The sequence below is a fragment of the Oceanobacillus luteolus genome (genome assembly GCF_042678205.1).
GTDB lineage: Bacteria > Bacillota > Bacilli > Bacillales > Amphibacillaceae > Oceanobacillus > Oceanobacillus luteolus.
The window spans coordinates 1-22,191 of sequence record NZ_JBHUDE010000156.1 but is presented as its reverse complement, the minus strand read 5'-3'; the positions used below and the strand labels follow the sequence as shown (position 1 = coordinate 22,191).

23 protein-coding genes are annotated in these 22,191 nt (G+C 39.5%); 15 read left to right on the top strand and 8 right to left on the bottom strand.

Features of this window, described 5'->3' with window-relative positions; all coding sequences use genetic code 11:
* Window positions 1-137 precede the first annotated feature (137 nt).
* Window positions 138-1,607: a BCCT family transporter gene (locus ACFSBH_RS17445; protein ID WP_251516261.1), complete on the bottom strand. Its 1,470-nt coding sequence runs from the start codon at window positions 1,605-1,607 to the stop codon at window positions 138-140.
* A gap of 134 nt (window positions 1,608-1,741) precedes the next feature.
* On the opposite strand from ACFSBH_RS17445, the gene ACFSBH_RS17440 reads away from it, so the two are divergent.
* A complete protein-coding gene (locus ACFSBH_RS17440; protein ID WP_379598853.1) occupies window positions 1,742-2,467 on the top strand; it encodes an MBL fold metallo-hydrolase in 726 nt (241 codons plus the stop codon).
* Window positions 2,468-2,575: 108 nt separating this feature from the next.
* On the opposite strand, the gene ACFSBH_RS17435 is transcribed toward ACFSBH_RS17440, so the two are convergent.
* The 3 genes from ACFSBH_RS17435 to ACFSBH_RS17425 all read right to left on the bottom strand — a co-directional run bounded on the left by ACFSBH_RS17435 (window position 2,576) and on the right by ACFSBH_RS17425 (window position 4,371).
* Complete coding sequence (locus tag ACFSBH_RS17435) at window positions 2,576-2,776, bottom strand: hypothetical protein (protein WP_379598851.1); 201 nt, start codon at window positions 2,774-2,776, stop codon at window positions 2,576-2,578.
* A 37-nt stretch (window positions 2,777-2,813) separates the two neighbouring features.
* Complete coding sequence (locus ACFSBH_RS17430) at window positions 2,814-3,752, bottom strand: DMT family transporter (RefSeq protein ID WP_251516267.1); 939 nt, start codon at window positions 3,750-3,752, stop codon at window positions 2,814-2,816.
* A 64-nt stretch (window positions 3,753-3,816) separates the two neighbouring features.
* Window positions 3,817-4,371, bottom strand: coding sequence for a Gmad2 immunoglobulin-like domain-containing protein (locus tag ACFSBH_RS17425; RefSeq protein ID WP_251516270.1), 555 nt, complete (start codon window positions 4,369-4,371; stop codon window positions 3,817-3,819).
* Between the two features lie 233 nt (window positions 4,372-4,604).
* Here ACFSBH_RS17425 and metA point away from each other — a divergent pair, with 233 nt between their 5' ends.
* Window positions 4,605-5,513, top strand: coding sequence for a homoserine O-acetyltransferase MetA (gene metA, locus ACFSBH_RS17420; protein ID WP_251516273.1), 909 nt, complete (start codon window positions 4,605-4,607; stop codon window positions 5,511-5,513).
* Between the two features lie 37 nt (window positions 5,514-5,550).
* On the opposite strand, the gene ACFSBH_RS17415 is transcribed toward metA, so the two are convergent.
* The gene (locus ACFSBH_RS17415) at window positions 5,551-5,814 is read right to left on the bottom strand and encodes a DUF3006 domain-containing protein (protein ID WP_251516276.1); all 264 of its coding nucleotides are present in this window, start codon (window positions 5,812-5,814) and stop codon (window positions 5,551-5,553) included.
* Window positions 5,811-7,064: an MBL fold metallo-hydrolase gene (locus ACFSBH_RS17410; protein ID WP_251516279.1), complete on the bottom strand. Its 1,254-nt coding sequence runs from the start codon at window positions 7,062-7,064 to the stop codon at window positions 5,811-5,813. The genes ACFSBH_RS17415 and ACFSBH_RS17410 overlap by 4 nt, the downstream gene beginning before the upstream one ends.
* A 239-nt stretch (window positions 7,065-7,303) precedes the next feature.
* On the opposite strand from ACFSBH_RS17410, the gene ACFSBH_RS17405 reads away from it, so the two are divergent.
* Complete coding sequence (locus tag ACFSBH_RS17405) at window positions 7,304-7,642, top strand: DUF3006 domain-containing protein (protein ID WP_251516282.1); 339 nt, start codon at window positions 7,304-7,306, stop codon at window positions 7,640-7,642.
* Here ACFSBH_RS17405 and coaW read toward each other — a convergent pair.
* Entirely contained in the window at window positions 7,631-8,428 is a 798-nt protein-coding gene (coaW, locus tag ACFSBH_RS17400) for a type II pantothenate kinase (RefSeq protein ID WP_251516284.1), read from the bottom strand. The genes ACFSBH_RS17405 and coaW overlap by 12 nt on opposite strands.
* A 200-nt stretch (window positions 8,429-8,628) precedes the next feature.
* Between coaW and ACFSBH_RS17395 the strand changes: the two genes are divergently transcribed.
* The 12 genes from ACFSBH_RS17395 (at window position 8,629) to ACFSBH_RS17340 (ending at window position 21,561) form a co-directional block, all read left to right on the top strand.
* Window positions 8,629-9,270, top strand: a complete 642-nt coding sequence (locus ACFSBH_RS17395; protein WP_251516294.1) for a 5-bromo-4-chloroindolyl phosphate hydrolysis family protein — start codon at window positions 8,629-8,631, stop codon at window positions 9,268-9,270.
* Window positions 9,270-10,418, top strand: coding sequence for a toxic anion resistance protein (locus tag ACFSBH_RS17390; RefSeq protein WP_251516297.1), 1,149 nt, complete (start codon window positions 9,270-9,272; stop codon window positions 10,416-10,418). Before ACFSBH_RS17395 ends, ACFSBH_RS17390 begins: the two co-directional genes overlap by 1 nt.
* 118 nt (window positions 10,419-10,536) lie before the next feature.
* Window positions 10,537-11,475: a ketopantoate reductase family protein gene (locus tag ACFSBH_RS17385; protein WP_379598847.1), complete on the top strand. Its 939-nt coding sequence runs from the start codon at window positions 10,537-10,539 to the stop codon at window positions 11,473-11,475.
* Between the two features lie 157 nt (window positions 11,476-11,632).
* Window positions 11,633-12,619 (top strand): NAD(P)H-dependent flavin oxidoreductase, encoded by a 987-nt coding sequence (locus ACFSBH_RS17380; RefSeq protein ID WP_379598845.1) that lies wholly within the window; start codon window positions 11,633-11,635, stop codon window positions 12,617-12,619.
* A 14-nt stretch (window positions 12,620-12,633) separates the two neighbouring features.
* Window positions 12,634-13,407, top strand: coding sequence for an enoyl-CoA hydratase/isomerase family protein (locus tag ACFSBH_RS17375; protein WP_251516303.1), 774 nt, complete (start codon window positions 12,634-12,636; stop codon window positions 13,405-13,407).
* 18 nt (window positions 13,408-13,425) lie between these two features.
* Window positions 13,426-14,367: an MBL fold metallo-hydrolase gene (locus ACFSBH_RS17370; RefSeq protein ID WP_251516305.1), complete on the top strand. Its 942-nt coding sequence runs from the start codon at window positions 13,426-13,428 to the stop codon at window positions 14,365-14,367.
* A gap of 269 nt (window positions 14,368-14,636) precedes the next feature.
* Window positions 14,637-15,461, top strand: a complete 825-nt coding sequence (locus tag ACFSBH_RS17365; protein WP_251516307.1) for an aldo/keto reductase — start codon at window positions 14,637-14,639, stop codon at window positions 15,459-15,461.
* A gap of 15 nt (window positions 15,462-15,476) precedes the next feature.
* Entirely contained in the window at window positions 15,477-15,914 is a 438-nt protein-coding gene (locus ACFSBH_RS17360; protein ID WP_251516310.1) for a hypothetical protein, read from the top strand.
* A 442-nt stretch (window positions 15,915-16,356) separates the two neighbouring features.
* Window positions 16,357-18,252, top strand: coding sequence for a PrkA family serine protein kinase (locus tag ACFSBH_RS17355; RefSeq protein WP_379598842.1), 1,896 nt, complete (start codon window positions 16,357-16,359; stop codon window positions 18,250-18,252).
* Between the two features lie 115 nt (window positions 18,253-18,367).
* Window positions 18,368-19,537, top strand: a complete 1,170-nt coding sequence (gene yhbH / locus ACFSBH_RS17350; protein WP_251516316.1) for a sporulation protein YhbH — start codon at window positions 18,368-18,370, stop codon at window positions 19,535-19,537.
* Window positions 19,534-20,931: a SpoVR family protein gene (locus ACFSBH_RS17345; protein WP_379598840.1), complete on the top strand. Its 1,398-nt coding sequence runs from the start codon at window positions 19,534-19,536 to the stop codon at window positions 20,929-20,931. Before yhbH ends, ACFSBH_RS17345 begins: the two co-directional genes overlap by 4 nt.
* Window positions 20,932-21,012: 81 nt before the next feature.
* Window positions 21,013-21,561, top strand: a complete 549-nt coding sequence (locus ACFSBH_RS17340; protein ID WP_251516321.1) for a GNAT family N-acetyltransferase — start codon at window positions 21,013-21,015, stop codon at window positions 21,559-21,561.
* Between the two features lie 42 nt (window positions 21,562-21,603).
* Here ACFSBH_RS17340 and ACFSBH_RS17335 read toward each other — a convergent pair whose 3' ends face one another.
* On the bottom strand, window positions 21,604-22,080 hold the full coding sequence (locus ACFSBH_RS17335) for a GNAT family N-acetyltransferase (RefSeq protein WP_251516324.1): 477 nt from the start codon (window positions 22,078-22,080) through the stop codon (window positions 21,604-21,606).
* Window positions 22,081-22,191 lie beyond the last annotated feature (111 nt).

Below are 22,191 nucleotides of genomic sequence, written 5' to 3'. Positions count from 1 at the left end.
TACGATTTGCAGCTAATCCTTTCCCATTATATCTTATTAAGTTTAAAAAATCACGAGCATTCGATTGTGCAGCTTGAACATAAAAAGGTCCATCAAGGATATCCTTGATGGACCTAGTCTACATGTGTGTTACCACATTAAATTTCTTTTTGTAAAGCCTTGAACAGTGCAACTACCATTAATATGATAACAAAGGAAAATGGCAATGCCGCAATAATAATCGTATTTTGCAGGGCAGTTAACCCTCCAACATATAGAAGAATGACGGCAACGGCGGATTGTGCAAATCCCCAAGCGATCTTTACCATATTCGGTGGAGTGAGAGACCCTCTCGTTGTTTGCATACCAAGTACGAACGTTGCTGAGTCTGCCGACGTGATGAAGAACGACGCGATTAAGATAATCGCAAGTATGGAAAGGAAGGTCGACATCGGCAGTTGGTCAAACATATTGAACAACACGAGTTCGGTTGCAAAGCCTGAAAGGTCGATACCGTTATTTTGAATATTTCCCGCAGTCGTTCCAAATGCTGCATACCAAATGGAAATAAATAGAGTTGGTATAATCATGACACCGAGAAGGAATTCTCGTATTGTCCGCCCTCGTGACACCCGTGCAATAAACATGCCGACAAATGGAGCCCAAGAAACCCACCATGCCCAATAAAAAATTGTCCAGCCATCCAACCAGGTGCGATTGTCACCTTCCAGTGGTGCTGTCTTAAAGCTCATGCTGATCAAATTCTGAATGTATAGCCCAATTGTTTCTGTGAACATATTCATAATTAAAATGCTAGGTCCGACGGCAAGAATGATCAGCAATAAAATCACGGCTAATACAATATTTGTATTCGACAAGTATTTTATCCCACGACTCAACCCAGACCACGCAGACATGATAAATAAAAATGTAGCAACAATAATAATGATTAATTGGGAGAGAAAACCTACCTCTATACCAAATAAATGGGACAGTCCACCATTAATTTGTACAGCTCCAAATCCAAGGGAAGTTGCGACACCAAATACCGTCGCGAATACTGCAAGGACGTCGATAACTGTTCCGAGCGGGCCTTTCATAGCATCTCCGAAGAGTGGTTTTAAAGTTGCTGAAATCAAGCCAGGTTCGCCTTTTCTGAATTGGAAAAAGGCAAGTGCCAACGCAACAACACCATACATCGCCCATACATGAATACCCCAATGAAAGTAAGAAAAGGCGAGTGCATCTTTAAACGCTGCATCACTTCCAACTTCGGCATTTGGAGCATCGACAACATAGTGGAAGAGCGGCTCCGCTGCTCCGTAAAATACAAGACCGATCCCCATTCCAGCAGAAAAGAGCATTCCAATCCATGTCGGTGTAGAAAAATCTGGTTTCTCATAATCTTTTCCAAGGCGGATTTTTCCAAATCTGCTGAATGCAATCATGATTGCGATGATTACTAACGCTGACATCAATAACATGTAATACCAGCCAAATGTAGTAGAAACAAGCGATTGGATATCACTTGTAATCCTTTCAAATTGCTTCGGGAAACTAGCTCCCAAAATTACCATAAATACAACAATTGCTATAGCTATGTAGAATACTTTCGAAACCTTCTTCATATTTCCTCCATTTTTCTTAAATTAAACATATGGAACCTATTATACCCTTATTGATTGAAAATGAAACGTAAAATTGTCAAGATAGATTAAAAAAGGTTGGTCTTGAATATGGCTTGAATGAAGGAGAGATTTCCATGAAGATTACCGTTATTGGCATGTGGGGCGGATTCCCGAAGAAGGGTGAACCTTGTTCTGGATATCTGATTCAACATGAAGGATTTTCATTGCTTGTGGATTGTGGCAGTGGGGTTTTGATGAAACTACAGGAATTTATCAATTTGAATGAGATTCATCATGTCGTATTATCCCATTATCATTATGATCATAGCAGTGATGTTGGTGCTTACCAATTTTCTCGACTAGTCAATACTAAGTTGGGAAAAGTTGATCATCCATTGTGTATTTATGGACCGGAAAACCCTGTAAAAAAAGATGAATTTACATCGATACCTTATACTCAATTTCAACGTATTGATCAAGATACCGAGCTTACAATCGGACCTTTCCAACTGAATTTTTTAAAAAGTATACATCCAGTTGAGACCTATGCAATGAAGATTACGTGCAAGAATCAAACCATTGTCTATACTGCAGATACAAGCTATTTTGAAGAGTTGGCAGTATTTAGTAAAGGGGCAGATCTGTTGATTGCAGAGTGTAGTTTATATGAAGGAATGGATGGTAAATCATTTGGTCATATGAACGCAAGAGAAGCAGGACTACTTGCAGCTGAAGCAAAACAAACAATCTTAACTCATTTACCGCACTATGGGAACCTTCAGGAATTGTTACAAAGTGCCCAAGTAGTTGGTGGTATGGCAATAGATTTGGCAAAACCAGGAATGACAGTTAAGTTTTGAGCTTTTGATGACCTTATGTTGAGAACTGGTGTTCGATGATTGGTTTGTGGGAAAAAGCTATATTTTTTAATTATCGTTCGTACGGGGCGCTAGAATTGGCCATATCCTTCAGGTAAACAAGGCGGTATCTACTGAAGAAGGAGTTGTTTGGCAAGATAGTGGATGAATTATAAAGAATCGCTTTTTGACTGGTTCATTCGTATCGATTATCCTTTGCTTTAGAGATGGTTCAAGGCCCCACGCCCAAAAAGTCATGGAAAGGAATTGTTTCCTTCCCATCCTTCCTCTTACGAAACGTTTCATTTCCATGACCAGTTTATATCCCCTCTCTTTTTAGGCTACCCTATCATCCTTGACCATCTCGATTTACTTCTTTTTTACCGGTATTTACAATGATTATACCCATAGCAACTAAAGCAAGAGCGATTAAAACAGCAGGGGTTAAATTCTCTCCAGGAATAAATATAGTGGACAAAATGGATCCTGAAACAGGGACAATAAATTTGTACATTGAAATTTCTCCGGCAGGATTATATTTCAATAAGGAGTACCAAAGTGCAAAGGCAACGGCGGATAAAAGTGCAGAGTAGATGAACAATCCCCAGCCGAATGGAGTGAAAATCATCGCGTTCTCATCTAACTGCGGTAAACCGATAATCAGCAAAAAGAGTGCACCTAGACAAAATTGCCACCCGGTAATGGCAAATGGATGAATCCCTTTTGCCAGTTCTTTTGCCAAAATCGTTGCAAAAGCGCTTGTTAGGCCGGATAATATCATAAATCCTTCACCCATAAACGTGAATTGGAAAGTAAAATCCTGTCCCCAGTTTGCAGCAATGATCCCTAAGAACCCAGCTAGTAGTCCGAGTGCTTTTCTTGTGCTCATTTTATCGTTGACATAAAAATAATGAGCTAATAGTACTGTAAGAAACGTTCCACTGGAATTCAGAATTGCTCCTTGCATACCTGTGACATGTGCTAAACCATTATAAAAGAAAAAGTATTGCAAAGCAGTTTGTACTAGTCCTAGAATGGCAAGTATCCCCAGTTGTTTCTTCGTGATATAAAGGTGTTTAAGATTACTGATGAGAAGAAAGGTGAGTACAATCATCCCAGCAAGCAGAAATCGCAGACCGGCGAATACTATTTTTGCTGCAATGTCATCAGCAGCAATTTGGAATTCCTCGTAACTTACTTTTAATAGAGGAAATGCACTTCCCCATAATAACGAACAAAAAACAGCAATCAATATAACAGACCATTTCATTTGTAAAAATTTTTGCATGTAAGACCCTCTAATCTCAAAAAAATTAAGGCCAATCAGATTAAGCTCTGATTGACCGAATGATTTACTTCTCTACTTTTACTGGAATCAACAGCTCATTTTGTCTGGAGCCGTCTTCTGCACTTTCTTCATAAAGAATAAGTGTACCTGAATCAAAAGCAACATCTTCAAACGTAATTGTTATTTCAAACTCGCCCCATTCCGGAGCCGCTGCGCTCGCAGTGACGAACCCTTCGTCTAAAATATTATGTCCATCTTCGAATTCATACTGGACTGTACCTTCGAAGACCCGTGCTTCTCCACGTACAGTAAATTCATTGTCCACAACTGTATTGGGTGCAGGTTCAAAAATTCGAAAAGCTTCATTTTCTTCAACTATTTGAGACCCGTCACCTTCAGAGTCAGTTTCTTCACCATCAGGTTCCTCTGTTTCTTCTTCTGTGCTGTCTTCTTCGGGAGCCTCAGATTCATCTTCAGTTGCTTCTTCATCAACTGCAGATGTATTTTCTTCTTGCTCTGGTTGTTCCGTATCTGGGTTGTCATCCCCAGTTCCACACGCACTTAGAACAATCAAGCTAGAAAGCAACATGGTCATGAAAATAAACAGTTTTTTCTTCATTTCCTTCACCCCTCTAAAATGTACTAGTTACTCCATCATTATATATGAAAAATCGACAAGCTGAAAGTAACTCAATATGCAACTGCTATTTTGCTGTTTTTATAGGCTTGCTGTTTCAAGATTTAGTATTTATAATAAGTTTTATCATACATTAAAGTTTATATACCTTCATATCTAGTTTGGGGAGAGGGAATTGTTTCTGCATGATCATACAAAGAGGGGAGAGGTGTGGATTGCCGATTAATATACCGAAAGAGCTGCCGGCATGGGAAACATTGAAAGAGGAGAAAGTCTTTATCATGGACGAAGATCGGGCTCGGACGCAGGATATTCGTCCGCTTAATATTCTTATTATGAACTTGATGCCCGAGAAAGAAAAAACGGAACTTCAGCTTTTACGTTTATTAGGGAATACACCGTTGCAGGTAAATATCACATTTCTGCGGACTGCAACATATCAATCTAAGAATGTGAGCAATTATCACTTAGATACGTTCTACAAGACATTTGAAGAAGTGAAATCCCAAAAATTTGACGGCTTAATTATTACTGGAGCACCTATTGAGCATTTGGAATTTGAGGAGGTCAATTATTGGGAAGAGCTTAAAGAGATTATGGATTGGGCAGAAGAAAATGTAACATCGAACCTTTACATATGCTGGGGAGCTCAAGCAGCGTTGTACCATCATTATGGAATCAACAAGGAGATGCTCCCGAAAAAATATTTCGGTATTTTCAATCATGATATTGCTGATCCGACGGAAAAACTTGTTCAAGGTTTCAACGATACATTTTTAGCACCTCATTCGAGGCATACAACTGTCGATACGTCCGCTATCGAGAAGCATCCAGATTTATTCCTGCTTTCAAAGACAGACGATAATTCTGCATTTATTGTTCTTTCACAAGACAGGAAAAATATTATGATCACAGGTCATCTCGAATATGATGCGACTACATTGAGTGATGAATATTACCGTGATTTGAGAAAGGGTAAGGAGATTGAGATTCCGGTTAATTATTTCCCGGAAGATAATCCAGAGAACACACCACCAAACACTTGGCGCTCTCATACCCATTTATTGTTTTCGAATTGGCTGAACTACTACGTGTATCAAGAAACTCCATATTATTGGAATTAAAAAGAGCGGAATATGCTTCATGCATGTTCCGCTTATGTTATGACCTTTTAAATTTACTTCCTTTACTCTTCGCCCGAAGCTGGTCCATCAGACTGGCTGATTTTGCACTCGCTTGGTTTGTTGCTGTGTCATCTATGCCAGTAATTCGATATTCTCCATTCTGTTTTTTCAATTTGAAGATGGTATTCTTTTTGCTGTTTGGCGGCAACTCACTTTTTTGAACAATGATTTCTTCTTTATCTTCTTCTATCAAGATAACTGCTTGTTCACCTTCGAAACGATCTAAGATACCTTTTTTCATCGTACACATGCATTCCCTTCAGATTTAATATCTGCAATACGTGCTGGCCCAATTCCCTTAATACGTGTAAGATCGTCCACGGAATGATATGGTCGGAGGTCGATGAGATCTTGAGCGCGTTCAGGGCCGATATGGATAATTTTCTGTACCTCTTCATAGGATGCTTCGTTAATATCAACACAAGAGGCTGACTGGTTATTATCATTCTCGGATACTTCTTGCTCCTTACTAGTTGTGTCCTCCTCATTTTGAGGAGCTTTCATTGAAGAATCAGGACCACTGAACTCCACTGAGATTTCTTCGCCATCTGATGTGAGGATGATGGTTCCGTGGGTATCCGTCCCATAGATATCTATATTGCGTTCTTCAACAGCTTCTATAACTTCGGGACTAGGGTGACCATAACTATTATTAGCACCTGCACTATAAATCGCGATATCGGGCGAAACTGCATCGATAAAAGCTGGATCATTCGATGTCTTGGAACCGTGATGACCTAGATGCAACACGTCGGCATCGACAGTAAAGTTGTTCCTCATATACGATTCTCCACTACGATCAGCATCCCCTGTTAATAAAAACTGTAAACCTCCATAGGTAAAGCGTGCGGCAATGGACTCTTCGTTGGATTTTCCTGAAATGCTTTCTGGATAAATCACTTCAATATCCATTGGTCCAATTGTGAAAGTTTCGCCAGCACGTGGTTCGTGATAATCAGCATCACTTTCCAAGACTGCTTCAATAGCTCTCTGAAATGTTTGTGATGAACTTTCATTTCCAGACATCCATACTTCTCCAACCTCGAATGACTGCATGACTTTATCCAACTGACCAATATGATCTGCGTCTGGATGACTGACGATGACTAGATCAAGTGTACTGACTCCTTGGGAGTTTAAATACGGAACCACTTCATCTCCACGCCAGTCTCCGGTATCATACAGAATTGTATAATCTTCTTCAGCTTCACTGTATTGGAAAAGGGTGGCATCTGCTTGTCCGACATCGATGAAATGAATTTTCAGCTCCCGAAGGTTGGCAGGGGAGGAAGGTTCTTCTTCTATCTCCTCTTTTGTACTTATCTCTTCCTCATCTTTATCATCAGACTTTGCAGCGGATTCCGTTTCCTGTTTCTCTTTTACAGCAATAGATGCTTGCTCATGATTACTGACAGAATCAGGAGCAGATTCTCCACATGCGCTGATGAAAAATACGGCTATTAAAGCAAATATAAATGTCAAACGTCTCACATAATTTCCCCCTACTATGTCAATCTAGCAATTTCAGCGTATCAAATGAGCCGTTTAAAAGCTAGCAAGCTTAACTGGGAAAATTAAATTTTGTTACTAGAGATGTAGTATAGTTTTAGATTTTTTCATTTGGAAAACTTGAATTACGTTATGGATTTCTGGCTTTAAGAATGAAAGATACAAAGATGCAGATTACTCATTGGTTTGAAATAATACAAACAAAAATGGAGGTTTTGCATATGAATGTCTTGATAACCATATGTCTTTCACTTTACGTATCACAGATAACAACAATGGAGTGGGTAACAAGTTGGAAAAACGAAGAAATCGTCATTGGAGTAGTCGATCGTATAGAAGGGGAGACAGTCGTCATTTTAGTAGAGGAACAGCATCAAGAATTCCACATAGAAAAAGAGCGGATTCCTGTCTCCGCTCATAAGGGGGGTTGGTTTCTATTATTGATACAAGATAAGGAGCTTATCATTCTCAAAGAATTGCCGATTTTTGAGAAGAAACAAAAAAAGATAAGTAATCAATTACTTGAAAGATTACGAAAGGAAAAGCAATTATTCGAGTAATGCTCCAATCGCACCAGCATAAGCCGCTTTATCGGGAAATATAGGTTGGTAAGATAGCATTTCCTGGAAACTTAAGAATACTTCTTGAAGAGGTTTATTACCTTCTACCGTACTTCCGACAAAGACAATTTTTCCAATACCTTTGATGGCGGCAACGTTTCCAGCTAAGGAGAGAATAACTTCACCAATCAATTGTGTTAATGAGCGAAGCAGATCAGCCTCCGAATGTTCCTCTTGCAAATGGACCTTCCCAAAGTTTGCTGCTGTCAGTTCTCCTGTAAGTGGGGCATGCTGCTCTCCATAAATATCTTTAACTAATAAATCGCTGTTTTGATGATTTCCTTTCGCACTAAGTTCGACTAATTCACGGAAACTTTTGCCCTTTGCAATTAGGGAGCCTAAGCCCATCAAGGTCCCGCCGCCAACACCACTACCGAGTACCCGTTCAAATGACTGACCCTTTACATGAAAAATTGACGTACCTGTTCCTATACTAACAAGGATATATTCATCAATTTTTTCAGGGAATTCTTCCAATAGATAATTGGTTCCCTGTACGATCGCAGTAAATTCTTCCACAGTATGATTAGGCTGTTTCATGGACGCTTTAAGTTGATTCCATCTTCCTCCTGTACCGTATATATGAGCATCTGGAGCAAGCATCTGCAGCCATTTTGCCAACTGCTCTTGTTGATTGTAGGAGTATGTTTTAACATGCAGTAACCCTTTTTCTTCATAAGCTAATTTGATTAAAGAACCACCAGCATCGATCCCAATTCTTTTCACTCTTATTCCCCCTTTGTAAAATCGTTACCGTTATTATCTTAATGTAGTTATTTCTAGTCAAGTCAGGTAAAATGTAATTAAGTGAAACTTTTCTAGGGAATATGACGTATTACAAGATAAGAAATAGTGAAGTATATATCCATGTCTGACTGATAGAACGATATCGTAAGGGACATGTACTTTTATATAGGAGTGATGAAATGAAAGCATTTTTGCAATTTGTCTTACGTTCTGCGGCGGCTTTCACTGCAACGGGAAGTGTATGGTTGGTCAGTTTTTTCGCCTTTGAGCAAGTTGTTTTGTGGTCGACGGTTTTCGCTCTTGCTGGTGGTACCGGAACATACTACTCTGTAAAGCAAATACAGACTTACCGCTATGCGAAAAGCAATGGGCTTACATGGAAAGAATATAAATTTATTATCGAGAACTTGAAAGATGCAAAGGTTAAAATCAACAGGTTGCAACGTGCGTTTGTTCAAGTTCGTCGGCTTGGTAATGTAAGAGAGAACTTTGAGATCTTAAGAACGGTCAGGAAAATTTATGCCAACACGAAACGGGAACCACGTCGTTTTTTCCAAGCAGAAGCTTTTTATTATAAACATCTTGATTCTTTAGTCGAGATTGCAGAGAAATATGCTTATCTTTCCCAGCAGCCGGTGAAATCAAGGGAAATGAATGAAACGATGCGGGATAGCCGTCATACAATCATCGTGCTCGGACAGACAGTGAATAAAGATTTACGAGTGATGCTCAATGACGATGTGGACACACTTCATTTTGAACTGGACGTCGCGAAGAAGACAATCCAGAAACCGAAAAAATCCAATGGGAGGGTCATTTAATGAACGAAGAAAAAAAACATGAATTCAATATGGACGAGCTCTTAGCGAACCCGTTCGGTAGTGACTCCATTGATACAGATATTGTTGAAAAAGAAAATGAACCTAAAAAGTTAGTCGATTTGCTTCCGGAAGATAAGAAAAAACAAGCGCTTCAGCTGGCGGAGCAGATCGATCCGAAAAATCATCAAAGTGTCTCACAATATGGAACAGAAGCACAGTCCAAACTTATGGATTTTTCGCATAACATGCTGGACCATGTAAAAAACAGTGATATAGGCGATATTGGTGGTATTTTATCGGATTTAATGAAAAAGTTGGAGCAGGTTGACCCAGATGAATTGAACCCAGAGAAGCGTGGTTTTCTCGCTAAAATCTTTAATCGGGTGTCGAATTCAGTGAATCAGGTCCTTTCCAAGTATCAAAAAACTGGTGCACAAATTGACCGAATCAGCGTAAAATTGGATCGCAGCAAAGATGAGCTTATGAAAGATAACAAGTTGTTGGAACAGCTCTTCATGAGGAACAAAGAATATTTTGACGCTTTAAATATTTTCATCGCTGCCGGTGAAGTGAAAATTGAAGAGCTCCGTACAAAAGAGATTCCAGCTTTAAGAGAAAAAGCAGAGGCAAGTCAGAACCAGATGATGGTCCAAGAAGTGAATGATTTGATTCAATTCACCGATCGCCTGGAAAAGCGGACCCATGATTTGAAATTAAGCAGGCAAATCACAATCCAGAGTGCACCACAGATTCGTCTTATCCAAAATACGAACCAGGCCCTAGTGGAAAAAATCCAATCATCTGTATTGACAGCTATTCCGTTATGGAAAAATCAAATTGCGATTGCACTCACTTTGTTGCGTCAACGAAATGCTGTGGAAGCACAAAAGCTTGTTTCCCAGACGACGAACGATTTGTTACTGAAGAATTCTGAGCTATTGAAGACGAACACCATCGAGACAGCGAAAGAGAATGAACGTGGTTTAGTTGACATTGAAACATTGAAGAAGACTCAAGAACAACTCATGTCTACAATTGAAGAAACACTCTCTATCCAAGCGGAGGGAAGAGCGAAACGTCAAGAAGCCGAAAAAGAAATGCTGCAGATGGAAGAAGAAATGAAACAAAAATTATTGGAACTTAAATAAACTGAGCTTCATTTAGTTGGGGTTTCGCCCCCTAAATGCAAGTGCTAATAAATAATTTGAAATTGGGTCATTCAGGATTCTTCTGAGTGGCCCATTTCTTAAGAATAGAGGGATTGAGTTGAGAACATTGATTGTCGGGGCTGGAGCTATGGGATGCTTATTCAGCGCTAAATTGCATCTTTCAGGATTTGATGTGACATTGTTCAATCGGGAAAACGAACGCGTGAAATGGATCGAGCGCGAAGGGATTCAGCTTATTACTGTGGATAATGAACAAGTACAAGCGTTTGTACCGGTTATCTATGATACTGGTAAATTAGAAAAATATGATCTCATCCTTATCTTAGTGAAATCATTTGCAACCGAAGCTGTATTGACGGAATTAAAACATATTGTAGATGAAAACACTATCGTACTATCTTTACAAAACGGAGTAGGGAACCTTGAAATAATGCAGAAAGTGGTTCCTCGTGCTGACCTTGGAATAGGTGGAACAGGAAGTGGTGCGAGTGTATTGAATATTGGCATGATAGCACATCGGGCAACAGGCGTTACGAACATCGGTTTTATTGAAGATCGCCAGCCTGATAAATATTTATACATAAGTGAAATGTTCAGTAAATCAGGAATCGAGACGGTTATAACGGAAGATGTTCAATCTGTCATATGGACGAAGTTGATGATCAATGTGGCCTTCAACAGCTTAACTGCAATTACCCGCCTGCGAAATGGTGATGTGCTTTTACCGAAAGCGGGAGAGTCCCTCGTACGGGAGTTATTGACAGAAGCACTGGAAGTAGCTGAAAAGGAAGGTGTGGAAATTTTATATGCCAATCCAATAGAGGATATTCTTCAAATCGGTCATACACAAATAGCGAGGAACCAATCTTCCATGCTTACAGATGTATTGAAAAGTCGTAAAACAGAAATTGAAGTCATCAATGGCGCTATTGTAAAGTATGGAAAAAAACATGGCATCTCAACACCATACAATGAATTAATGATGGCTTTAATTAAAGTCATTGAAGAAAGCTATCCAAAACAAATAGAAAGATAAGTATTTTATCCAATTGTTCAGAGAAATGACTTGACTTTAAAAGTATGAAAATTTAGAATTAGGTTAATCTCAACATTACCATTTATTAATGGTAATTTTTTTCTGTGAATAATGAATGACCATTCACTCGAAATGAATGTCAAAGGGAGGAAATCATATGATGCATGAAGCGACGAAGAAGTTGAAAAGGGGAGTGAAGCTGCCAGTTATTATGGCCCCGATGTTCCTTATCTCTAATCCAAAAATGGTTTTGGCAGCATGTGAATCTGGTATAATCGGTACTTTTCCTGCATTGAATGCGCGTACAACCGAAATGTTGGATATGTGGTTGCAGGAAATTACGGACGGTATCCAAAGAATAGAAGAAGGTGGCGAAGAAGCTGCACCTTGGGGGATTAACTTTATCAGCCATCGTTCGAACAAAAGATTTAACGAGGATCTGGCATTAATTGAGAAATATGAACCACCGCTTGTCATTACTTCTTTAGGGGACCCAAGTCCAGTCGTTCAAATCGTAAAGAATTATGGTGGGGTCGTTCTTAGTGATGTGATTGATATGAAATTCGCCAAGAAAGCCCTTGAAAAAGGCAGTGATGGATTGGTGTTGGTTGCTGCCGGAGCAGGAGGTCATGGCGGTAGATTGAATCCCATCGCATTCATGCATGAAGTCAGAGAATTTTTTGATGGCCCCATTGCGTTGTCTGGTACGCTTTCTAAAGGAGAAGATATTCTTGTCGCCGAGACGTTAGGTGCTGACTTTGCGTATTTCGGAACTAAATTTATTGTCGCAGAAGAAGGCAGTGCAGAAGATGCATACCGAGAAATGATAGTAGAATCCAATATTTCTGATATAACATACACTCCAGCATTCAGCGGAATTCACGCAAACTATCTTACACCGAGTATTATAAGAGCTGGACTCGACCCTGCTCAGCTTCCGGAAAAAGGAAAAATCGATTTTTCAGAACGAGGCAATCATGATGCAAAGGCATGGCGAGACATATGGGGTGCAGGACAGGGAGTAGGGCCAATTAAAAAGGTGCAATCGGTCAAGGAAATAACAACCGACTTAAGTAAAGAATATTTAGCTGCTGTCGAAAAAATAGCAAATAAATACAATCAAACCATGCAACGTTCTAATTGAGAGGGGGAATTTAAATGAGTTTAGTAGATGTTAAGAAAGATAATCATATTGCTTATATTACGATGAACCGTCCTGAAAAACGAAACGCATTATCATATGATTTAGTAAATGATCTGATTCCAGCACTTCAAGAAGCTGATAGTGACCAAGAGATCCGTGTAGTTATTTTATCCGGAGCAGGAAAGGGTTTCTCGGCTGGTGGTGATTTAGAGACCATTCACGGTTTAAATGAATCCGCTTCCATTATGAGGTATATGAAAAGGGCGCTAGCAGTCGTGCAGACGATCCGTAAAATGGATACGTATGTAGTTGCTGCGGTGCAGGGCTTTGCAGCAGGAGCAGGGTTCAGTATTACCTTAGCGGCAGATTTCATCGTTGCCGAAAAACAAGCCCAATTTATCAGCAGCTTTTCAAATATTGCATTAATCCCTGACCTTGGCTTAATTAAAGCGTTAACCGATAATATTCCGCGGCCACTTGTCAAAGAATGGATTTCTTCGGCAAGACCTATTTCTGCTGAAGAACTTCAAAAGTATGGACTGGTGAATCGCGTGGCAGAAGGAGATTTATTGGAAGAAGCAACAGAATTTGCTCAATTTATTGTCGATGGACCACCGCTCGCCAATCAGTTTGTCAAGCACTTCGTCAACCATGCTGCTGATTACAATTACGAAACAAGTGATTTGCAAGAGACAGCCATTCAGACCTTGCTTCTCCAGTCACAAGATAATAAAGAGGGAGTCACTGCATTCTTTGAAAAGCGAAAACCAAATTTCACTGGGAATTAATATAAGGGACGTGGAAATATGCTGAAGGAATATGGATTACAATTAATTCGGCTGGATTTGCCATTTAGACTTAATCATGTCAACTGTTTTCTAGCTGAGGGATCAGACGGCTATACGGTCATCGATGTCGGCTTACATAACAAGGAAACCGTAAAACGTTGGGAAGAAGAACTCAGAGGAAAAGAAGTGACAGACTTGATCATTACTCATTATCATCCAGACCATTATGGATATGCTGGAGGGTTTCAAGAAAAGTATGGCGTCAATGTCTCGATGACAGAAGTTGACGCCGAAAATGGCAGAGTCAGTTGGGAGGATCTATTATTATCAAAATTAGAGAAGTACTATGCGTTATCTGGCATTCCTAGAACTATTGGTCGGGAGATGGTGAATAACACGGGAGAATTCATACCAAGAGTAACCCCATATCCGACGATCCAACATTATTTGGAGGAAGGGGAAAAGATTATCCTTGGAAAATATGAATATGAAGTTATTTTTACCCCTGGTCATTCGGAGGGTCTAGTAACTTTTTATAATAGAGAAAAAAATGTGCTGCTTAGTACTGATCATATATTACCAAAAATTACTCCAAATATTTCTTATTGGTATCATGGTGACCCTAATCCTTTGGCCAGTTATTTTGATTCACTTCGCAAGATTGAAGCGCTAGAAGTTGATTTTGTCATACCTTCTCACGGTAAACCATTTTACGATGGGCATCTTCGTGTGTTGGAATTGATGAAACATCATGAAGAACGACTGGAAACCTTATATGGCATCATTCGAAATGGGTGTACGGTATATGAGGCTTGTGAGAAGCTTTTCAATAAAACTTTAACCATTCATGAAACACGTTTTGCAATAGGCGAAACCTTAGCACATTTGGAGTATTTACGTTTAAACGGCAAGAGTACTCGGGAATTGCAGGAAAATGTCTATGTTTATCGGGCAATATAAAATTTGCTGGAAAGGGAATATGAGAGCATCTCATGTTCCCTCTTTTTTTAAGATTTGTCATCCGAGGTAACATGAGAATCAGTCATGTTACCTACTTCCTTAAATTTTGTCCACCGAAGTAATGTGAGAAATCTCACTGTGTCATAAGTACTTTGTTAATTCGTACCTAACTATCTTAAATATGAAACTGCATATTGTGGTATCTTATTTGTTCGAAATAATTCGATAGTGTTAATATAAAGGTAGTATAAGTAACGGGGAGGATTGGAATGATTAAACATTTGCAGGATACGATTACATTAAATAATAATGTAAAAATGCCTGGCTTTGGTTTAGGTGTTTATAAGGTTGAGGATGGTGAAACTGTTATTGATGCGGTCTCCTCAGCTCTATCCGTCGGTTATCGATTAATTGATACAGCTGGTTTTTATGATAATGAAGAAGGTGTTGGAAAAGCAATCAATGAATCCGGTATTCCGAGGGATGAAATCTTTGTAACATCGAAAGTTTGGAATGATAATCAGGGATATGAGTCCACATTGCAAGCCTTTGATGAGTCCCTGAAAAAATTGAACTTAGATTACATGGACCTTTATCTGATTCATTGGCCGGTGTCCGGAAAATTCAAAGAGACGTGGCGTGCAATGGAAAAGCTTTATCAAGAGGGAAGAGTCCGAGCAATTGGAGTAAGTAATTTCCATGTGCATCATTTACAGGAGCTCCTAAAGGATGCGGAAGTGACGCCAGCCGTCAACCAGATTGAATTTCATCCACATTTGACTCAAGATGATGTATTGAATTTTTGTAAAGAGAATCAAATTCAAATGCAGGCTTGGTCTCCATTGAAGAAAGGGCGTATTTTCGAAGATCCTCAGCTAGTGGAGATTGCGAATAAATATAATAAAACAGTGCCGCAAGTTATATTACGCTGGGATATTCAGAAGGGAGTAGCAACCATACCAAAGACGATAAATAAAAATCGGATGGTAGAGAATGCACATATCTTTGATTTTGAACTGACTTCAGAGGAAGTGGAGCAGATTACGAATATGAACAAAAATGAACGGACCGGTTCCAACCCAGATGATTTCTAAGGAGTATATCTTTTTATGAGGAAAGTATTACTAATAATTGCAGGTTGTGTCATTATGTTGAGCGGCTGTTTGAATTCAGTAGCTGTTAAAGTGGTAGATGATATGTACACTAATGCAATTATGGAGGAAAGCGAAACAGTGGAGTTTTATTTTAGTGATGAATTTTTATCTCAATATCCACTGGATTCGTTAATTGAAGAATTGGCAAGCCATATGCGCCATGCAGGTGGCGTCACGTTATTAAATACAATTGAGCTGACTAGAAATCAACTCGATGAAAATATTGTTCATGAGTTAGATGAAAAATATGATGAGAAATGGCATTTTGTCGTCAACGATGCAGATGACGAACATGTCATGACTTGGATCGTAGTGAAGACATCTACACAGTATGAAATCATTGAAGGTAATAAAGTAACGATTAAGGATTATCAAGATCAAATCAAAAAATAACGAGGGTCATGAAAGGATTCCAGCGTTTAAAGTGAGGCATGTTAAAAATCGAAATGCCTCCACCAATTGGAATATTTCTGAGCCTCGGTTGTTTTATTCTTGATTTTCACCATTTCCCTAGAGAATTCCTTCTCCAGTATTTTTAGTCTAGAAAGTAAAACTCCTACCACTGTGTTGTTCTTTCATATTTTAATAGCTATAGTCTACTACTATTTCTTCACAGAAAGTTCTACGTTTATATGACAGACTTCAACAATCTATTCCACACAAAAAAATTGTCCAACCAAATTCCTTGCATTGCATGTTACTTCAATATCCCTACTCCCATCGAGGGCAAAAACTTCAAGTCATTGTTATCTTTAAGATTAATAATTCCAAGGTAATGTTACCTCCCTGTCCGGCATAGGATATATAAATCGCTGCTATCTTGGAGGGAGTATATATGGATATCTTAAACAGAGTTCGAGAGTATCGCGAGGAAGAGAGTCGTTTACGATGGGAAGGCACTTTTGGTGAGTATTTGGAGATTGTGAAGGAAAGACCTCATGTTGCTCAATCTGCTCATTCCCGTATATATAATATGATTAAAGACAAAGGTTTAACAGAGAAAAATGGAAGAAAAACATATCACTTTTTCGGGAATGATATATTCGGTTTGGAGGAAGCGGTTGAGCGTCTTGTAGAGGAGTATTTCCATCCGGCAGCTAAACGATTAGATGTAAGAAAAAGAATCCTGTTATTGATGGGGCCCGTCAGTGGTGGGAAATCGACACTTGTAAACTTATTAAAGCGTGGATTAGAAGAATACTCACGGACGGATGCTGGGGCGGTTTATGCGATTAAAGGTTGCCCAATGCATGAAGATCCGCTTCATTTGATTCCACCACATCTGCGAAAAGAGTTTCAAGAGGAGTATGGGATCCGTATTGAAGGGAGTCTATCTCCATTAAATACGATGCGTCTGGAAAAGGAGTATGGCGGTAGAATTGAAGATGTGCTCGTCGAACGAATATTTTTCTCAGAAGATAAGCGGGTTGGTATAGGAACATTCAGTCCATCCGATCCTAAATCTCAAGATATTGCTGATCTAACTGGTAGTATCGATTTCTCAACAATTGCAGAATATGGTTCCGAATCAGATCCGCGGGCGTACCGTTTTGATGGAGAGCTCAATAAGGCAAACCGTGGAATGATGGAATTCCAAGAGATATTAAAATCTGATGAAAAATTCTTATGGCATTTGTTGTCCTTGACACAAGAAGGAAACTTTAAAGCGGGAAGATTTGCCCTCATTTCGGCGGATGAAATGATTATCGCCCATTCGAATGAAACCGAGTATCGCTCATTTATTGCCAATAAAAAGAATGAGGCATTGCATTCTAGAATCATCGTGATGCCTATCCCATATAATCTTCGAGTAAGCGAAGAAGAAAGAATTTATGAAAAAATGATTAAAGAAAGTGACATGGCGGATGTGCATATTGCTCCACATGCTTTACGTGTAGCGGCAATTTTCTCTGTACTCACCCGCTTAAAAGAATCGAAAAAACAGGGAATTGATTTAGTCAAAAAAATGCGGCTATATGATGGCGAAAGTGTAGAAGGATATAATCAGGTGGATTTGGAAGAATTACAGCGGGAGCATAAAGATGAAGGGATGAGCGGAATTGATCCGCGTTATGTCATCAACCGGATATCATCTGCGATTATCCGAAAAGAAGTTCCATCCATTAATGCTCTAGATGTACTGCGTTCCTTAAAGGACGGTCTGGATCAACATCCATCGATTTCACGAGAAGATGCAGAGAAATATATGAATTATATCGCTGTTGCAAGGAAGGAATACGATGATATAGCGAAAAATGAAGTACAGAAAGCGTTCGTCTATTCCTATGAAGAGTCTGCAAAGTCATTATTGGATAATTACCTTGATAATGTGGAGGCTTATTGTAATAAAAATAAACTGCGTGACCCACTGACCGGTGAAGAAATGAATCCAGATGAAAAGCTGATGCGGTCGATTGAAGAGCAAATTGGCATATCGGAGAATGCGAAAAAAGCTTTCCGTGAAGAAATCTTAATCCGTCTGTCCGCTTATGCAAGAAAGGGCAAACGTTTTGACTATAACTCACATGAGCGTCTGCGTGAAGCGATTCAAAAGAAACTATTTGCTGATCTAAAAGATGTCGTAAAAATCACAACCACATCGCAGACTCCAGATGAAAATCAGTTGAAGAAAGTGAATGAAGTGATTGCAAGATTAATCGATGAGTATGGATATAACTCAACTTCGGCGAACGAACTGCTTCGTTATGTTGGAAGTTTATTAAATCGATAATAATTTTTCAAATATTAGAGCCTGAATCGGATGCGTTGGAAGCAAATGAACTTGGAGATGAATAGTATATTACAAGCAGTAAATATTTTTTTAGGCATGATGAAGGAGGAGAAGGATGAGAGAAAAGCCGAATCGACAGCCATTTCTCGTTTCCAAGGAAAATTGGTCTCTCCATCGTAAGGGAAATCAGGATCAAGATCGACATATGGAAAAAGTGAAGGAAGCAATTAAAAATAATCTCCCCGATTTAGTCAGTCAAGAAAATATTATATTATCAGATGGTAAAAACGTAGTGAAAATTCCAATCCGCTCCTTGGATGAATATAAAATCCGATACAACCATGACAAGACTAAACATGTAGGTCAGGGGGATGGAGAGAGTCAGGTCGGTGATGTGATTGCGCGGTCAGGAAGTGGAGATGAGCAGGGCAGCGGTGAAAAGCCGGGAGATCAACCGGGCAATGATTATTATGAGATGGAAGTTTCCTTAGCTGATATTGAAGCCGCTCTATTAAAAGAGTTGGAATTACCGAACATCGCAGAAAAAGAAACCGGTGAGATGGTGACAGAGAGCATTGAATTTAATGATATCCGTAAAAAAGGCCTCATGGGTAATATCGATAAAAAACGGACAATTTTATCAGCACTGAAAAGGAATGCAACGAAAGGGGAACCGACGATTACTCCAATTCACCCTGATGACCTTCGTTTTAAGACGTGGAATGAGGAAGTCAGGCATGAATCAAAAGCGGTCGTGCTTGCCATGATGGATACGAGTGCCTCGATGGGAACGTTTGAAAAGTATATGGCACGCAGTTTTTTCTTTTGGATGAACCGCTTTTTAATCAAGAAGTATCAAACGGTAGAATTTGAGTTTATCGCTCACCACACCATGGCGAAAGTTGTTACGAAAGATGAGTTCTTTTCCAAAGGGGAAAGTGGAGGGACGATTTGTTCTTCCGCTTATATGAAAGCATTGGAACTAATCGAAGAGAAATATTCTCCGAGCCGTTACAATATTTATCCAATTCATTTTTCCGATGGTGAGAATATCACTTCGGATAATGTGAAATGTTTGAAGTTAGTTGATGAGCTGCTTGATGTGTCGCAAATGTTTGGATACGGCGAGGTCAATAGTTATAATCGATATTCTACTTTAATGAATACGTATCAAAACATCAAGCATCCGAACTTTCGATATTATCAACTCCGGGAGAAAAAGGATGTATACCCGGCATTGAAAACGTTCTTTTCGCGAGTAGAGACGAGGGAGGGTTCTCGTTGAACGACCAAAAGGAATTGGAATATGCCATAAGTGAAATTACGGAAATAGCAGAAGGATTCGGATTGGACTTTTATCCGATGCGTTATGAAATTTGTCCGGCTGAAATCATTTATACTTTTGGGGCTTATGGAATGCCTACAAGGTTTAGCCATTGGAGCTTTGGAAAACAGTTCCACAAAATGAAACTGCAATATGATTTAGGGTTAAGTAAGATTTATGAACTGGTCATTAATTCCGATCCATGTTATGCATTTCTACTTGATACGAATTCGTTGGTCCAAAATAAAATGATTATCGCTCATGTGCTGGCGCATTGTGATTTCTTCAAAAATAATGTACGTTTTTCAAAAACTCGACGTGATATGGTAGAGAGCATGACAACGACAGCAGAGCGGATTGCAGCATATGAAATGCATTATGGAAAAAAAGAAGTCGAGGATTTCCTCGACAGGGTGCTGGCGATTCAAGAGCATGTTGATCCGTCATTGGTACGTACGGAAATAGAAGAGGACGACGAACAAGAAGAGACGCTTGAAAGAAGACCAACTCCTTATGATGACCTTTGGAGTTTGGATGAAGAGAAGAAGGAAGTAAGGCCTCATAGGGAAAGAAAAAAATTCCCTCCAAAACCTGAGAAGGATTTACTCTATTTTCTGGAACAGCATAGTCGTGAACTCGATGATTGGCAGCGAGATATTTTGACGATGCTTCGTGAAGAGATGCTTTATTTCTGGCCACAGCTTGAAACGAAGATTATGAATGAAGGATGGGCATCCTACTGGCATCAACAGATTATGCGGGAAATGGATTTGACGAGTGGAGAAGCAATTGAATATGCAACATTGAATGCAGGAGTATTGCAACCTTCCCGCACTTCCATAAATCCGTACTATCTAGGTATAAAAATGTTTGAGGATATTGAGGAACGGTATAATAATCCGACAGAAAAAATGTTGGATCGGGGTGTTAAGCCTGGCAGTGGCCGTGAGAAAATGTTTGAAGTCCGCGAGATCGAGTCGGACATTTCATTTATCCGCAACTATCTAACGAAAGAACTCGTTGAGCAGGAAGATATGTATTTGTTTGAAAAGAAAGGCAGAGATTATCGCATCTCGACAAAGGAGTATGAACAGATTCGAGATCAGCTCGTTTCCATGCGGGTGAATGGCGGTTTTCCTTATATCACCGTAGTTGATGGAGACTATAATCGGAATGGGGAACTATATCTCATGCATCATTACGAGGGGACAGAGCTTGATTTGCCATATTTGGAGCATGTACTGCCTTATATTTATGACCTTTGGGGTCGCCCAGTGCATATGGAGACAGTTGTTGAGGAGAGAGTGATACGTTACAGTTTTCTTGGCGACGGAGTCAAAAAGAGATTTCTGTAGGACTACAGGTCCGTCAGTCTAATGGCTGATGGACCTGCTCTTGTGTTACAATATCCCTCAAATGAGCATAGGGGGATAAAAATGGAGATACGAGATATTTTTCATGAATTGCCGGAGCTGGAAACAGAGAGGCTTATTTTACGAAAAGTGACTGAAAATGATGTAATATCCATGTATGAGTATGGTAATGATCCGGAGGTTAGTAAATATGTAACATGGGAAAGGCATCTTACCCTTTCGGATACAGAAGACTATCTAAATTTTGTGTTGGAAAATTATCAGGAAGGTCGTCTTGCGCCTTGGGCCATCGAATATAAAGCAGATGGTAAGATGATTGGTACCATTGACTTTGTGCAATGGAAACCATCTCACCAAGTCGCTGAAATTGGTTATGTGTTGCACCGTGAATACTGGGGGAAGGGTATCATGACTGAAGCCGCGAACCGGGTGATTCAGTTTGGCTTTGAACATATGGACCTTGTTCGGATTCAGGCGGTGTGTTTACCGGAAAATACGGGTTCTTTCCGAGTGATGGAAAAAGCAGGATTAACTTATGAGGGAACATTAAAGAAAGCGAGAAAGATAAAAGGGAAGAATCAGGATATCAAAATGTATGCAATTGTAAAATGAAATGTGGGTCGAAGCAGGAATGCAGCTCCTGCTTCGACCCACTTACAATTCCTTTATATACCAAGTATCACACGCATTATGTTCCGAACCTGATAAAGGTTGCTCAAGCTTTTTAAATCCATATTTTTCATATAGATGGTTTGCTTGAAATAGTGATTCAAAAGTTTCCAGATAACAATGTGTATAATGTTTACTGGCAAATTCTAAAGCTATATTCATCAGCTTTTTAGCAATTCCTTTACCCTGTGCTTCTGGAGCCAAATAAAGCTTTTGCAATTCGCCAATACCTTCATGATTCACGAATGGGCCGATGCCGACACCACCAACAGCCTCATCTTCGTCATTCACTGCGACCCAATAACTTGCTTGAGGCTGTGTATCGTAATAGGATGTTAGTTTGCCAAGGTAAGGGTCAAAGTAGGCTGTCCCAGGAATATTCAAATTTACTGATTCAAGAGATTGTTTGATGATTGCTTCCATATTTTGATTATCTTTTTCTTGGATTTCCCGGATAATCATGATCCATCCCCCTCGTATATTATGTTTAGGCCTACATTTTCCGCCTATTATTTCCTTGTAATTCACCCTGTTGATATGTCAAATGACTTGGACGCTCTGGGATATTCCTAG